The sequence below is a fragment of the Campylobacter concisus genome (genome assembly GCF_002913765.1).
Taxonomy (GTDB): Bacteria; Campylobacterota; Campylobacteria; order Campylobacterales; family Campylobacteraceae; genus Campylobacter_A; species Campylobacter_A concisus_BB.
On record NZ_PPCH01000007.1, the window covers coordinates 153897 to 168673 of the forward strand.

Annotated in this window: 17 protein-coding genes and 1 other RNA gene; 4 read left to right on the top strand and 14 right to left on the bottom strand. The window is 39.8% G+C overall.

Features of this window, described 5'->3' with window-relative positions; translation table 11 throughout:
• Positions 1 to 35: 35 nt before the first annotated feature.
• The 4 genes from CYO89_RS01400 to CYO89_RS01415 all read right to left on the bottom strand — a co-directional run bounded on the left by CYO89_RS01400 (position 36) and on the right by CYO89_RS01415 (position 1671).
• A complete protein-coding gene (locus CYO89_RS01400) occupies positions 36 to 275 on the bottom strand; it encodes a ribonuclease (RefSeq protein ID WP_103596864.1) in 240 nt (79 codons plus the stop codon).
• Positions 256 to 789 (bottom strand): WG repeat-containing protein, encoded by a 534-nt coding sequence (locus CYO89_RS01405; protein WP_048809852.1) that lies wholly within the window; start codon positions 787 to 789, stop codon positions 256 to 258. The genes CYO89_RS01400 and CYO89_RS01405 overlap by 20 nt, the downstream gene beginning before the upstream one ends.
• Positions 790 to 877: 88 nt before the next feature.
• Positions 878 to 1236: a transfer-messenger RNA gene (gene ssrA / locus CYO89_RS01410) on the bottom strand.
• A gap of 30 nt (positions 1237 to 1266) precedes the next feature.
• Positions 1267 to 1671, bottom strand: coding sequence for a hypothetical protein (locus CYO89_RS01415; protein ID WP_004317574.1), 405 nt, complete (start codon positions 1669 to 1671; stop codon positions 1267 to 1269).
• A gap of 85 nt (positions 1672 to 1756) precedes the next feature.
• Here CYO89_RS01415 and panB point away from each other — a divergent pair, with 85 nt between their 5' ends.
• The 4 genes from panB to CYO89_RS10290 all read left to right on the top strand — a co-directional run bounded on the left by panB (position 1757) and on the right by CYO89_RS10290 (position 4223).
• Positions 1757 to 2572, top strand: coding sequence for a 3-methyl-2-oxobutanoate hydroxymethyltransferase (panB, locus tag CYO89_RS01420; protein WP_103596865.1), 816 nt, complete (start codon positions 1757 to 1759; stop codon positions 2570 to 2572).
• Positions 2573 to 2674: 102 nt separating this feature from the next.
• Entirely contained in the window at positions 2675 to 3850 is a 1176-nt protein-coding gene (locus CYO89_RS01425; RefSeq protein WP_103596866.1) for a hypothetical protein, read from the top strand.
• Positions 3838 to 4071: a type II toxin-antitoxin system death-on-curing family toxin gene (locus CYO89_RS01430; RefSeq protein ID WP_103596867.1), complete on the top strand. Its 234-nt coding sequence runs from the start codon at positions 3838 to 3840 to the stop codon at positions 4069 to 4071. The genes CYO89_RS01425 and CYO89_RS01430 overlap by 13 nt, the downstream gene beginning before the upstream one ends.
• Positions 4071 to 4223, top strand: a complete 153-nt coding sequence (locus CYO89_RS10290; protein ID WP_181001864.1) for a hypothetical protein — start codon at positions 4071 to 4073, stop codon at positions 4221 to 4223. The genes CYO89_RS01430 and CYO89_RS10290 overlap by 1 nt, the downstream gene beginning before the upstream one ends.
• 2 nt (positions 4224 to 4225) lie before the next feature.
• On the opposite strand, the gene CYO89_RS01435 is transcribed toward CYO89_RS10290, so the two are convergent.
• The 10 genes from CYO89_RS01435 to phsA form a co-directional block, all read right to left on the bottom strand.
• Positions 4226 to 5113, bottom strand: coding sequence for a cache domain-containing protein (locus CYO89_RS01435; protein ID WP_103596868.1), 888 nt, complete (start codon positions 5111 to 5113; stop codon positions 4226 to 4228).
• Entirely contained in the window at positions 5106 to 5477 is a 372-nt protein-coding gene (locus CYO89_RS01440) for an HIT family protein (protein ID WP_012140125.1), read from the bottom strand. The genes CYO89_RS01435 and CYO89_RS01440 overlap by 8 nt, the downstream gene beginning before the upstream one ends.
• 14 nt (positions 5478 to 5491) lie before the next feature.
• Positions 5492 to 6532: an AI-2E family transporter gene (locus tag CYO89_RS01445; protein WP_103596869.1), complete on the bottom strand. Its 1041-nt coding sequence runs from the start codon at positions 6530 to 6532 to the stop codon at positions 5492 to 5494.
• A 202-nt stretch (positions 6533 to 6734) separates the two neighbouring features.
• Entirely contained in the window at positions 6735 to 7814 is a 1080-nt protein-coding gene (locus CYO89_RS01450) for a cytochrome C (protein WP_103596870.1), read from the bottom strand.
• 23 nt (positions 7815 to 7837) lie between these two features.
• The gene (gene ruvB / locus CYO89_RS01455; protein WP_021090089.1) at positions 7838 to 8848 is read right to left on the bottom strand and encodes a Holliday junction branch migration DNA helicase RuvB; all 1011 of its coding nucleotides are present in this window, start codon (positions 8846 to 8848) and stop codon (positions 7838 to 7840) included.
• 49 nt (positions 8849 to 8897) lie between these two features.
• Entirely contained in the window at positions 8898 to 10004 is a 1107-nt protein-coding gene (locus CYO89_RS01460; RefSeq protein WP_103596871.1) for a sensor histidine kinase, read from the bottom strand.
• On the bottom strand, positions 9988 to 10656 hold the full coding sequence (locus CYO89_RS01465) for a response regulator transcription factor (protein ID WP_009294240.1): 669 nt from the start codon (positions 10654 to 10656) through the stop codon (positions 9988 to 9990). The genes CYO89_RS01460 and CYO89_RS01465 overlap by 17 nt, the downstream gene beginning before the upstream one ends.
• Before the next feature lie 90 nt (positions 10657 to 10746).
• On the bottom strand, positions 10747 to 11682 hold the full coding sequence (gene nrfD / locus CYO89_RS01470; protein WP_103596872.1) for an NrfD/PsrC family molybdoenzyme membrane anchor subunit: 936 nt from the start codon (positions 11680 to 11682) through the stop codon (positions 10747 to 10749).
• Positions 11675 to 12238 carry a 4Fe-4S dicluster domain-containing protein gene (locus tag CYO89_RS01475; RefSeq protein WP_012140133.1) on the bottom strand — a complete coding sequence of 188 codons (564 nt, stop codon included), beginning with the start codon at positions 12236 to 12238 and terminating at the stop codon, positions 11675 to 11677. Before CYO89_RS01475 ends, nrfD begins: the two co-directional genes overlap by 8 nt.
• Before the next feature lie 9 nt (positions 12239 to 12247).
• Positions 12248 to 14521 (bottom strand): thiosulfate reductase PhsA, encoded by a 2274-nt coding sequence (phsA, locus tag CYO89_RS01480; RefSeq protein WP_103596873.1) that lies wholly within the window; start codon positions 14519 to 14521, stop codon positions 12248 to 12250.
• Between the last annotated feature and the right edge of the window lie 256 nt (positions 14522 to 14777).

Below are 14777 nucleotides of genomic sequence, written 5' to 3' on the forward strand. Positions count from 1 at the left end.
AATTTAACTGGCTGGCAAAGCTTTTTGTAGCTAGCTTATCTAAAATTCCCCTCGTTATCCACTAAGATATCTCGCCCTGCTATTTTTATCAAAAAGGTAGTTTCATTTATCCTTTGAAGCACCTCAAATTTACCATAAATGCTATTTTTGATAACGACACTAAAGTTTTCATCCAAAAGTCCAAATTTATCACCTAGCCGTGATAAGTAGAAAGTGTTATTTGACCTGTCTATAGCCTTATCAGGCACATCTATCTCATTTTTTGCTTTCGTCAAAAATAACAGAACATCCTTTGGTGTTTATATAACCCCATTTACCATCTTTTTTAACTCTAGCAAAACCTTCGTTAAAATCATAAGCGTCATCAAATTTACACTCTACGATCTGCTCACCTTTGGTATTTATATATCCGCACTTGCCATCTTTTTGAACAGCAGCAAGACCTTCGTTAAAACTCCAAGCAAAATCAAATTTACACTCTATGATCTGTTCGCCTTTGGTGTTTATATAACCCCATTTGCCATCTTTTTCAACCCAAGCAAAACCTTCACTAAAACAATAAGCATCATCAAATTTACACTCTATGATCTGTTCGCCTTTGGTGTTTATATATCCCCATTTACCATCTTTTTTAACTCTAGCAAAACCTTCGTTAAAATAATAAGCGTCATCAAATTTACACTCTACGATCTGCTCACCTTTGGTGTTTATATATCCCCATTTGCCATCTTTTTGAACAGCAGCAAAGCCTTCGTTAAATTCACAAACACAATCAAATTCCCAAAACATATCCCTCTCCTTTGTTTATATGAGTTGTGTTATCTTAGTTTATATTATTTTAAAAGTGAGTAAAAATTAAGAGAATTTTAAAGTAAGGTGGTGGAAGCGAGGGGGATCGAACCCCTGTCCAAAAGCAAAATCCATACAGCCTCTACACGCTTAGCAAAAGTGAAAATTTCATCTAAAAAGGCTCACTTTCCAAAACCAAAATTTAGACTAAGACTTAAATTTCAGCTAGCAAGCAGTCACTTTGCTGGCCTACTCTAGCTAAATCACTCGCTTACATCCTAGCTAGAATGAGACAAAGCGAGGCTCAACTGAACTTACGCAGCTTTAGCGTAAGCAGGAGCGAAATTAACGTTGTTTGCGTTTAAATTTAATTTGAGCTTTTTACGCTTTGCTCAAAGCGACGTGCCACCGTACACACTCTGCTCCTGTCGAAGCCAAGTCGCTCCCATAAAAAATGAAATGGTTTAGTTGGATTGTTTAGTCAAGCTTTGCAGGTACGTCAATGATCTTTGGCTCAAGGACGCTAAAATACTCTAGGTCCTTCTCGACGTCGCCTTTGTATTTATGAAACTGATCGCTAATAAGCAGCAACCAATCTATAAATTTATCATTTGCTGGACCTTTTAAGCTTCTAGCCTCTTGAGTGACCTCTTCAGCCAAAGTCGTTAGTTTCAAGATCGGGTCAAGATGCATAAAACCTGCTGCTGATTTGATATTGTGAAAGATCCTAGAAAGCTCTAAAATGCTCTCCTTATACTTGTCAGCTCTTCCTAAATTTATTATCAAAGGCTCTAGTAAATCGCACATCAAAGTGTAGTGGGAGAGAAACTCCTCAACTATATCATAAGAATAATCGACTTCAAGCCTTTTTAATATACCCATTTTCATGTCCTTAAGAAATTGGCGTAATTGTAGCAAAATTTTGATAAAATTGTTAGCATTATCACAAATTTTACCGGACTTAGCCATGAAAGATGAAACAATCGCAAAGAAAAAACTAACTATAAATGATATAAAAAATAAAAAAGGCGTTGAACCAATCGTGATGATAACCGCCTATGATGCGCTATTTGCGAAGATTTTTGATGATTATGCTGATATTATCCTTGTCGGCGATAGTTTAAATATGAGCTTTAACATGAAAGAGAGCACGCTAAGTGCCGATATGAGCACCATGCTTTATCACACAAAGGCCGTTTGTGCCGGAGCTAAGAAGAGTTTTATCCTGGCTGATATGCCATTTGGCAGCTACACAAACGAAAAGCAAGCGATCAAAAATGCAATGAAATTTTTCAAGCAGACAAATGCCGATGCGGTGAAGCTTGAAGTTGGCATGCATCAGGTAAATTTAGTAAAACGCCTCTGCGAAGAAGGCATAAACGTGACGGCTCACATCGGACTAAAGCCGCAGTTTTTTAAATTTGAGGGCGGATATAAGATAAAAGGCAGAAGTGAGTTTGAGGCAAAAAGGCTAGTTGAAGAGGCTTTGGCGTTTGAGCAAGCTGGCGCATTTAGCATACTGCTTGAGGGCACGCTTAGCAACGTGGCGAGCGAGATAACAAGGCAGGTTCGTGTGCCAGTTGTGGGCATAGGCTCTGGGGCGGATGTCGATGGGCAGGTGCTTGTCTGGTCTGATATGTTGGGATTTTTCGAGGACTTTAAACCTAAATTTGTTAAGCGCTATCTTGACGGAGCCGCTCTTGTGCGAAAAGGTGTGCAAAGCTACGCTAACGAAGTAAAAAGCAAAATTTTCCCAAGCGAAGAGTTTTCGTATAAGGGCTAAATTTATAGCTAAAATCAAAACGTAAATCTACTACAGCAATTTTAACCACACGACACATCCTGTCATATCCTCTTTGTAAAATGCAAAAACAAAGGAGATGTGATGAGCGAGATAACAAAAGATCAAATTTACGAGCAACTTGACAATATAGCCAGTACAAAAGAGTATTTAAAACTAGCCGAACTTGCTAAATTTGAACTAAAAGACGATAGTCTGGCTAGAGAAATTTATGAAAGAGCGCTTTTTGAGACAAATAGAAGCGGTATGTTGGTTAAGCTTGGCAGGCATGTTCTATGGCTTTTGCAAGATAGCGAGCTGGCTATAAACTTTTTCAAACAGGCCATAAGAAAAGAATTTAGCAAAGATCAACGCAAAAAGATCTTACTTAGTAATCTCAAAAAGAGATCAAATGAGCTAGCTTTTTTTGATGAGTTCATAGACTTGATAAACGAAACTAACGAATTTGATGAGCTAATAAAGCTGCATCATCACTTGCCACGTGAAATTTCACTAACAAAAGCCTTTTATCAAAGAGCCTCTGACCTTGTCAAAACATTTTATCAGTTTGAAAACTTACTTAATATGGTTTATAAATTTGATAAAGATATGATGTGGGAGATTTTTAACAAAAGTCCTTTTCCAAACAGAGCAATTCACTATTTTAACCTTAGTCAAATGGATATCTTTGATGAGGCGACAAAGGATAGCTTTTTTGATCAATTTATAGTACGCGAAAAAGAAATAATGAAGCTTATAGATGCGCTAGACTACAACGTTCTAAGCAATGATCAAAAAATAAAGATCATCAAAAAGGCGACCACTCTTGCGGACGATACGTCATCTTTTAAGATAGTGGCGATAGAAATTTTAAAGAATTTTTCCGATAAAAGGTGGGCGATGGATATAAAGAGCCTGCATGACGAGATGAAAAGTGCTGGCAAACTGCAACCCACAAAAAAGAAAAGGAGCTATAGAAGCTATTTTTTCTATAACTTTGCAAAAGAAAAACACCCACCCTTTTACACGCTAAATGACCATGAAAAAAGTTATTCTATTCTTGATTATTTGAATGTTACTGGGCATAGCTACTATTCTTCTGCGGAGCCTGATTATGACTGGTATGAAGATGAGTGGAGTTTTTTGGACTGGGAGGTAAAAAACGAGCGTTTGATAGCGCCAGATCATCTTTATGAGAGCGTGGAGGACTATCTAAATGAGAGCAAAAAACTAATCTCCACAAACACAAAGATCAAAGGAATTTTGCAATGGCTAAAGTAGAAATGAGATATTTTGATATAAAAGACGCCATAAATTTACAAGCCAAGATCACGAAAGAGATAGGTAGCAAAGCTGGTTATGACACCAAATTTATAAAAAAGCTAGAGAGTGTTTTAGATAGCATTAAAGATGACAACTGCTATCCAAATTTTAGCGACAAGCTAGCTCATCTCATCTTTTCATCTCTTAAATTTAGCCCATTTTTAGAGGCTAACAAATAATGCTTGGCATATTTTTTATATTGCTAAATAAGATACCAATCGCAGTAGAAAACTTTGCCTTTGCTATGCAAAATAGCATAACCTTAATCGAAGGACAAAAGCTTAGCGAGAGCGAGCTAAAAGATCTTATAGAGAGCTTTTTAAAGGGGTAAATTTAAAAAAGTTCTTCTGATTCAAAGTAGTTTTGCGAGATATTTCGCTCTTTTTCGTCTGTGTTTACGTGAAGGACGTAGTAGCCTATCTGCGTGTTGCTAGCATCAATTAGCGGCACAACGCAAAAATAGTGCGTTTTATAGACGTAAAATTCATACTTTTTAAGGTCGATATCACGCAAAATTCCAACTATATTTAAATTTGCACTGCTTAAATTTTCGATGTAATAATCACTCAAAATTTGATCACTTGGCGCGCTTTTATGTGCTGGCATCTTATCTTTTGATAGGAGCACGAAAAGGTCTATGCCTTGCGTTTTATAAAAATTTCCAAGTGAGTCGTAGTTTAGCAAAACCTCGATGCTACCGATATTTTTGCCATCATGCATCACATTTGAAACAGCCCTTATATGCACTCCAGCATACCACGCCTCGATGCCAACCATGGGCCTATCTTGCCGCCTTGACTCTTGGACTAAAAACCTGCCACTAGCGATCATATCGCCATATCTGTTTAGGTCCCAGCTTCTTACGTAGCTTTTTAGATCTTTGTCATAAAGATGAAGCTTGATGTTGTTATACATCGACGCTGCGCCAAGAGTTTTGGTCAAATTTTCGATATTTTTTACGCATTCGTCGCGGTCTTGACCTAGCAAGCACATCTGTATAGACTCATTTTGAGCAAGCAGGATCGAGATCGCCATTGATGAAAATTTCTCATCATCGATGCTTTTGTTTAGCTGCTTTACATGGTAGTCAAAAAAGACGCGCATATTGTTTTGCTTTTTTTCAGCCATGTATGAGCTATAAAGAAAGTAAAAAAGGCTGCCAAGCACCGCGAAAACGACTAAAACGATATAGATATTAAAATATTTTTTGTATTTACTCAAAACTAAGCCTTAGTTTTTTTTCTAAGAATTTAGCAAATTCGTCAAATTTAGGCAGCTCAAGCTCGCTTTTTCTTTTGGGGCTAGCCCAAACGCTATCTGGGAAAAATGCATCGTTTTCAAATCTCGCAATAACGTGAATATGCACGTGTGGCACGTAGTTTCCAAAGCTTGCGATGTTTATTTTAGTCGGTTTATAAAACTCAAGCATAGCCTTTTCAGCTACCAGCATCGCCTCAAAAAGCCTAGCCCTACTCGCCTCATCGCAGTCACTTAGCTCGCGGTAAGGCTTAGCGGTAAAAATTTTCACCCACGGAAGCTCATTCTCTTCGCGCTCAACTCTTATAAATTTATCTTCATATATCATATTTTGCCCCTATTTTATACGAAATTTCTCTCTCGCAAAAGCGTGTAAAGCTTGATCGTTGAGATAAAAAATGTCACGATCGCAGGGCCTAGTATGACGCCCCAGAAGCCAAACGTCGAGATGCCAGCGATCATGGCAAAAAAGATGAGTAGCTCGTTTATCTTTGTTGGTATCTTGACTAATTTTGAGTTTATAAATTTAATGATAGGCGGCTTTAGCAGCGTATCAGCGCCTAATGAGATCACAATAATGGTGTAAAGTGTGATCGTGATAGCGGCTGCTGTGTTGCCATTTGCAAACTCATAGATGCTAATAGGCACCCATGCCAAAAAGCCACCAACAACTGGGATAAGTGAAGCAAAGCTAAAAAAGATGCCAGTTAGCATGCCATTATAGCCGTAAAAGCTAGTTATGATGGCAAATAAAAAGCCCTGAATGATCATATTTACAATGGTTGAGTAAAAAACGACACCCATTACGTTGCCAACCTCGCTTAGTATCGACTCAGTGTCCTCTTTTTTAAGCGGAAGCACCTCTTTTAGGTAGCTTATAAGTTCGTTGCCGTAAAGGTTGCAAAAGAAAAAAAAGACTAGGATGATGATCATGTCAACACAAAATCTAAAGCTTAGCCTGCCAAGACTCGCGAGATTAGCAGCGACTTGCGAAAATAGCATCTTGATATCAAGCCCACTTATAAATTCCTTGATCTTTGGCCCTAAGAAATTTATCGGCTCTGGCAGGCTAAAGTCGTAGTTTTTGATAAACTCGATCGTCTTTGTGACGTTGTTTATATCAAATCCAGCTGCGTACTTTGCGATCTCGATGACGGCATAAAGAAGAGGCGCGATAAATAAGCAAAGAAGCGCAAAGGTCGTAAGTCCTGATGAGAGCGTTTTGCGATTTTTTGTAAGCGCCAAAAATGCGATCTGCACGTTAGAAACGGACACTGCAAGCAGTGCTGCGATAAAAATGTCAAGTAAAAATGGTCTAAAGAGATAGACCACCAAAGCCAAAGCAAAAACCACAAAAATTCCAAAAAACAACCTACTATTCATCTCGCTCCCTTAAAATGGAGTAATTATAGCAAATTTATAAAAACTATTCATCTGCTTGCCAAATTTGCTAAAACGCTTTGGCGCCAAATTTGTAAAGAGTGGGCTTTTGGCATTTTAGCGTGGCACTGATGCTTAGTAAATTTAGATAAATTTATGCCTTACGTAAATTTTCTAGCTCAAAAGCTTCTATAAATTTAACCTTTTACGTGCACTGAAAATTTGCTCCGACGACCTCGCACTCATCACAAATTTGCATATAGATCGTGCCCTCGCCGTCTATCAAGTCACCAAAAGGAATTTGTACTAGATATCTCATGCTTTTACCACATTTTGGGCAATGCAAATGCTCCGCATCTTGCTGCCACTGCGGATATCCGCCAAGCAAAATTTCACTATCTATCATATATGAGTAGTGAGCGCAAACCTCGCTGGCTAGCTCGAAATTTTGCCCATCAAGCGTTGCCACAGCCTCTCTTACATAGTCTTCGCTCTCGCCCTCGCCTACCACTTCTGTTTGCACGCTATTGCCGTCATTTTGGCAAAAGTACTGCACCAAGCCCACGCATGTCGGGCAAAATTTAAGCACAGCGTCGTTTTTAAGCTCTAGCCCAAGTCGCTTTAGGCTCTTTTTTTTGATTGTAAATTCCAGCATCTCGCCGCTACAAAATTTACATTTTTCATCATTTACAGCTTTAAATTTAACGCTTGCCTCTGCGTTTTTACTTGGCTGGCAAGTAAAGCACCTATCAAAAACTAGGCTTCTTCTCTTGCCGCTCTCATCAAAGCTCCAGCCTGCAACCTGTGCATATCCATCCATATCAACATGAAGCTTCGCCCTCCAAGGCTTTGGCGCACCATAAAGCTTAAAAAATAGCTCCCTCACCACCTCATCGCCCTGCCATGCAAGTGCTGATAGGATGTGATTTAGCTTGACTATATTTTCTTCGCTTGAAAGCCTCTTTATAAGCTCATCTCTGATCTTTATTGAAGCCTTTTTGTAAATTTCAGGTGGGTAGTACCCGCTGTTTTTTGTCACTTCTTCGATGATCTGCTCGTCGCAAATGCCGCGTAGGTAGAAAATATAGACAAGATCGCTGTAAATTTCACCGTATTTACCTATCTCATCTACGTGAGCTAGGACATTTTTTAGCTTTTGTTTGATCTCATCTTTGCTTAAATTTTCGTAAAACTCCAGCTTCTCTTTTTGCCTACACTCATAGCAGATCCCGTCAAAGTAAATCGTCCTTTGCTTGCACTTAGGACAAAGATGTGACTCGCTCATTTTTGCTCCAAATTTAAATTTCGCTACTCAAAAAGCCCTTTTTCGATGTCGATCTTGACGTTAAAGGTCTCAAAGCACTTCGCACTTGCGATCCTGCCCTTTGCGGTGCGCTCGATAAAGCCATTTGCAAGCAGATATGGCTCGATGACGTCCTCAACCGTGCCCTCATCCTCGCTAAGAGCCGCAGCGATCGTGCTAAGACCCATAGGACGACGCCTTGCTTGCATCAAAATTTCTAAATACCTAATATCCATCTCGTCAAATCCAAGCGAATTTACACCAAGCGCATTAAGCCCCTCTTTTGCGCGCTCGTGGCTGATGATTTGCTCGTCATTTACCTCAGCAAAGTCGCGAATTCGCTTTAATAGTCTAAGAGCGATCCTTGGCGTGGCACGTGAGCGTTTGGCGATCTCAAGCGAGGCGTTTTTGTCGCACTCTTTGCCAAGCTTGGCAGAGGCGATCTGCACGATACGGCTTAGCTCGCTGCTTGTGTAAAACTGCAGCCTAAAGTCCATCCCAAAGCGGTCTCTTAAAGGCGCCGAGATCATGCCAGCACGCGTAGTTGCGCCAATAAGTGTAAATTTTGGCAGGTCTATCTTGATAGTCTGGGCAGCTGGCCCTGAGCCTATGATGATATCTAGCCTAAAGTCCTCCATCGCAGGGTAAAGCACCTCCTCGATAGCTGGGCTTAGGCGGTGGATCTCGTCGATAAAAAGCACGTCGCCCTCTTGTAAATTTGTAAGGATCGCAGCAAGATCGCCACTCTTTTCTATCATGGGAGCCGCAGTCATTTTGATGCTTACGCCCATTTCGTTTGCGATGATGTGAGCTAAGGTCGTCTTACCAAGTCCTGGAGGGCCGTAAAATAGCACGTGATCTAGGCACTCGTTTCGCTTTTTGGCTGCTTTTATAAAGACGTCTAAATTTTGCTTGATCTTTTCTTGACCGATGTAGTCTTCAAATTTTGTCGGTCTAAGCGAGACTTCAAAGTCGTTTTCAAAGCTTACTTTTTCGATTTCAACGATTCTATCCAAAGTTTTCCCTTCTAAATTTAAGGCTTCATTTTACGCTTTTATGCTTAATCTAAGCTCGTTTAAATTTATAGTAAAAGGTGCTGCCCTCATTATAAACGCTATCGACGCCATATAAAATGTCATGTTTTTGGCAAATTTCACTGACGATATTTAGCCCAAGGCCAAAGCCGCCTTGAATTTCATCCTCTCTCACGTATCTTTTCCAGACCCTTTTGACGTCCTTTATCCCCTTGCCAAAGTCCTGCACGCTAAGATTTATGCGATCTGCTTCAAGCTCTAAATTTACTATTATCTCGCTCTCTTTTGGGCTGTATTTTATGGCGTTTGTGATGGTGTTATCGATGATGCGCTGAGCTTCGACCTTGCTTAGCATAGTAAATGCCTCGCTTGCTAAATTTGTCTTTACTACGATGTGCTTGACATCAGCCACGCTTGAGAGAAATTTCACTCGCTCTTTAACGTATTCGCCTAAATTTAGCCTCTCAAGTGGAAATTTGATGTAGCCTCGCTTTATGAAGTACTCGACATCTTCGTAGGTTATTTGCATCTGTTTTAGGGCGTTTTTGATGCGGGTTATATACTTGTTTTCAAGTCCAAGCATCTCAAGGTTCATGCCAGCTACGCCAAGCGGGGTCTTTAGCTCGTGCATAGCGTCGTTAAAGAAGTTGTTCATATACTTTTGAAACTCTTTATAGGGCTTAACGCTGCTTAGATAAAAAAAATAGACGATAAAAAGCACCGCCACAAGGATGACAAGCAGCATGATGGCTGTTAAAAAGATGTTCTTTTTGTTATCAAGCTCCTTTTCTACGACGATGTAGTAAGGGGTCTTATCTTTTATAAAAAAGCTCTTGTAAAAAAGATATCCGCCCTCTTCAAGAGTTACAAATTTAAAGCTACTTGGCTCTTTGCTAAGCGTTGAGATGACTGGTTTAAAATTTACGTCGTAAATCGCAAATTTATACTTTAATGAGCTAGCTATATTTTCGTTTTTGAGAAATGCATTTTTGATGATGGTTTCATGCTTCATAGCGCCAAAGAGAGCCTTTGAGCTGCTATTTTTCTGACTTAAATTTAAGATCACAAAGCTTTGAAAGCAAAAGAGCGACATTATGACAAATGTCGCTATGATCTGGATCTTAAAGCTCTTGTGCATCTATCTTGTAGCCTATGCGCCTCTTTGAGATGATGAAGTTATTGTTTGTCTTGTTTCTTATCTTTAAAACGTGCATCCTTATATCAGCGCCCTCGATCTCTTTGTCGTTCCAGACAAGATCTCTAAGCTCCTCCATACTGACGTAAGAATTTAGATGCGAGACCAAGCACTCGACCAAAGCGACCTCTTTTGCGCTAAGATCAACCATCTTGCCATCTTTAAGTAGCACACGTTTATTTAGATTAAAGCTAAACTCGTCATTTATCTTAACTATGTTTTTATCATCAGTGCCATAGTACTTTCTCATAAGCTCAGCAACTCTAAATTTAAGCTCAGCTAACTCAAATGGCTTTTTTAGATACTCGTTACAGCCGAGCTCATAGCCAATCGCCATATCATCTATATCAACTAAAGATGTCGTTATCATGATAGGAGCGTTTGGATTTAGACTTCTTATATACTTGATGACCTCGTGACCATTTACTCCAGGCACTTTTATGTCAAGTATAAAAAGGTGATAGAAATTTTTCTCTATCAAGTCGCAAGCCTCTTGACCGTCGCTCACCGCTGTAACTTCATAACCAAGCGTCTGCAAAAACTCACAGACGCTCTCTTGAAACCCCAAATCATCTTCTAAAAGCAAAATCTTCAAAATGCTCTCCTAAAAAACAAACTTTAATAAGATTTTTATCTATTGTAATACTTAATAGGTAAATTTCAAATTAAAATTCTTTTTTAAGTATTAAATAAAAATTTGTCCTGCATAGACTATGTAATATCTTAGCAAAAAGACACCACAAATGACTAAAATAGCGTTTAGCACGGCAAATTCGCGTTTGAAATCATGCACCTTTAAGACGCTTAAGTCCAAGATGATAGGCACAGCCATACCAAGACCTATGACGCCGATATAAAACATCAGCCCAAGAGAATTTGCGCTAAGTGCGTTTGCTACGCTCTGCGCACCACTTGCACTTGCACCTTTTACAACCATAAAAAGTGCAACTATCAGCAAAAACTCGACTATTATCGCTAAAAAGTCAAATTTTAATAAAAAGTGTGCAGTTTGATTTTGCGCTCTCTTTTCATCTTTTAGCACGCCAAGAAGTAGCGTAAATGCACCAGCACAGCTTAAGCCAGAAACTAAGAATAATAGTGGCAAAACTGGCGTGTTCCAAAGTGCGATCTTGTGAGCTGCACTTAGCAAAAAGCCCGTATATGCGCCAACGCCGATGCCAAGGATGAAAAGTAAAATTCCAAGTAGGCCTGAAAGCTTGCTAGCTAAATTTGCAACCGTGTCAAAAAGTGAAATTTTAAGTAACGCGATCTCGTTTTTAAACGCACCAAGCGCGTATATAACACTAAGAGGCGTATAAACTAGAAGCAGCGCAACGCCTATTGACATAACTGAGTCAAAGTTATAAAGCAAGAGTATCCAGTAAAAGCTAAGCGGCTTGCCAAGATCAAGCACCAAAAGAGCAAGTCCAAGGACGATCGCCACTGGAGCGATAAGGGCGGCTGCTTTAAAGTAGTAGTTATCCTTGCCAAATTTATTTGATATAAGCACAGCAACGATGCTAGCACCTGCACTAAGTCCTGCTAAAAATAGATAAAAAGCTATCGGCCAGCCCCAGTAAATTTCTGTGTATTGAGCTAGGCTTCCTGACATGTTATTCATGGTGTGCTCCTTTTGTATTTGCGATCATCGCAAGTGAAGGTTTTGTGTTTAACTCCGCTTTTGGCAAGTAGTATTTGCTCTCTTTTAGTTTCTTTGAAATTTTAGAGTTTTCATCATTTACGTCGCCAAAAGTTAGGGCATTTGTAGGGCAGACGCTAACACAAGCTGGCTCTTTGCCCTCTTCTAGCCTACTCTCATAGCAAAATGTGCATTTGCCTATCTCGCCATCTGGCAAGACGTAGCGAGCGTCGTATGGACAGGCTAAGATGCAGTACTTACAACTAACGCAAATTCTATGATCAAGCAGCGTTACGCCATCAGCCGTTTTAAAGCTAGCGCCAGTTGGACAAACCTCAACACAAGGTGCATCTTCGCACATAACGCAGCTTTGACGTAAAAAGTCAGTCTTTAAATTTGGAAATGTCCCACTCATCTTTGCATGCACCTGCAAGCGGTAAAGTCCCCTTGGCACGTTGTTTGCACTTCTGCAAGCTACCGAGCAGCCTTGACAGCCGATGCATAAATTTTCATCATGTATCATCATATATTTTTTCATTTTCTATCCTTACGCTTTACTTATGCTAACGCCAACATTTGTAACCATAGTCGCAGCCACCGGACCCTCAGCTGGATCAAGAAGTACGCTTGTGTTAAGCCCTACGTGATCTATGCTATTAAGAGCTGGAGTGATGTGTCCAAAGCCGTGATAGATAAAGAGCGTATCTTCTCTAATGCCCTCAGTCACCATAAGCTTGCCCTTTTGCTCGCCAAATTTATTTTTGACTAAGACCGTGTCGCCGTCACGTAAATTTTGCTTTTTAGCGGTGTTTGGATTGATCCAGATAGGGCTATCGCTCATAAGGTCATTTAAAAATGGCACTGCCTGAGTGTGACCGTTGGTATGAATAGGCGTTTTACCGCAAGTCAGGCAAAGCTCGTGTCCGTCAAATGTGTCCATATCTTTGTCATTTAGCGCGCCATATCCTGCAAACTGCGCCTCGACATCAGGTAAAAATAGCTCTATCTTGCCACTTTTTGTTTTAAGCTTAGCCATATCGTCCATTAGTCCATTTTCACCTACAAATTTAGCAGCTACTGGATATTTAGCGATAAATTTATCTATCATACCTTTTTCTCTAAACAAAATTCCCGGTTCATCCCACGTGATAAAGCCATCTTTTTCTAGTGCGGCAAGTAAATTTACATCTCCGCCAGCTTGCTGCATCCTAAACTCGCGTATGTCATTCCAAGTGTAAAGCTCATCTATCTTCATGCGGCGTGCTAGCTCTCTAAAGATAAATGCCCCATCTTTCGTGTCACCAACTGGATCAACGACTTTATTTCTTATCATATAAGCTGGTTTTAGACCTGACTTGTCCTCTATGCCCTCGTCGCGCTCTAGGTAGCTGCTCTCAGGCAAGATGACATCAGCAAAGGTCGCCATATCGTTTAGATAGACATCGCTCACTACGATGAGCTCAAGCTTCTTCATCGCCTCTATGCTCTTCATCGTCTCAGCCACGTTTATGAGGTGGTTAAAGCGGATGTTAAACCAACCTTTTATGGCGTAAGGCTTCTCGTTTAAGATAGCGTTATCTATATCCATCAAAACGCCATGTTTTCTGCTTACAAATTTATGCGCTCCAGCCTCGCCAGCGAAGTCTAGTCTAGTGACTTTTGGCACTTTAAATTTCTCATCTGGGTTTTTAAGAACTGGAAATTTATCCTCACCAACTAGTTTGTTAAAGGTCTTTGCATTTTTGCCACCAAAAAGACCGCCCTTAACCTCCCAGTTGCCCATCATCGCATTTGCCACCATTATAGCTTTTGTTCTCATATACTCAGCTCTTGTGGTAGTTGTCTTATGCCCAAAATCAAAAATAACTCTTGGAGCAGCTTTATAAATTTCATCAGCGATGCGTCTAACATCACTTGCTTTTATGCCAGTGATTGTCTCTTGCCACTCAGGTGTTTTGCCCTCGACGCTCTTTACGATCTCATCAAAGCCAGTTGTAAATTTCTCGATAAATTCTTTATCGTAAGTGCCATTTTGTATCCAAGTGTTGATGAGTGCTAGAACAAATGCTAGATCAGTGCCAGGTTTGACTGGTAGCCACTCATCAGCTTTTGCAGCTACAACGCTAAATCTTGGCTCAAGCACAAGTAGCTTTGTATCCTTGCTAGCTGCAAATTTAGCAAGCTTTTTTGCATCAGCTATGACTATACCCTCAAAGAGGTTGTGACCAAAATTTACAACGTATTTTGCATTTGCAAAGTCTCTTTTTAGCTTAGCGATGCCATACATCTGCTCGCAGACCATTTGATAGGTGATCGGACAGCATGAAAAGTGTGAAAAGCAGTTTGGCGAGCCATAAGCTGAGGCAAAATTTACCATTAGCTTGTGCGTTTGCGAGCTTTTACAGGTAAAGACAAAGCTTTCAGGGCCATACTTTTGCTTGATATCAAGCATCTTTGAAGCGACATAGTCAAGCGCCTCGTCCCAGCTAACCTCGCGCCATTTATTTTCGCCTCTCTCGCCAGCTCTGATTAACGGCTTTTTGATCCTATTTTCATCATAGAGCTGACTAAGTCCTGAGCCGCCTCTTGCACAAAGAGAGGTAGCCGTGCCGCCAGCTTTTGGATTGCCACTTAAAAAGCGAACTTTGCCATCAACGACTTTTGCTTCGATAGGACACCTTGAAGAGCACATCTCACAAAAGCTATGAACGTGCTTTTCGCCTCCATTTGCAGCACCTTGCAAAGCACCACCTGACAGAGATGATGCAGCTGCGCTAACTCCTGCACTGAATTTTAAAAATTCTCTTCTATTTAAGCTCATCTTTCTCCCTTTAAAAGAAATTTTACTTTTTGTTATTTTATTATTTAAAGTTGAAAGTAAAATTAAATTTTATTTAATAATTTTTTTTAGTTTTTATTTTTTATGATATGTGAGATTAAATATCAAAATAGAGCAAATTTTAAAAAATAATGAATTAAGATGGATTAAATTTTAGCGCGATTTTTGCGTGATTTATAAAAATGAAAAAATTAAATTTAAAAAGAGATACTATTTAAGAATTTGATATAAAAAATTG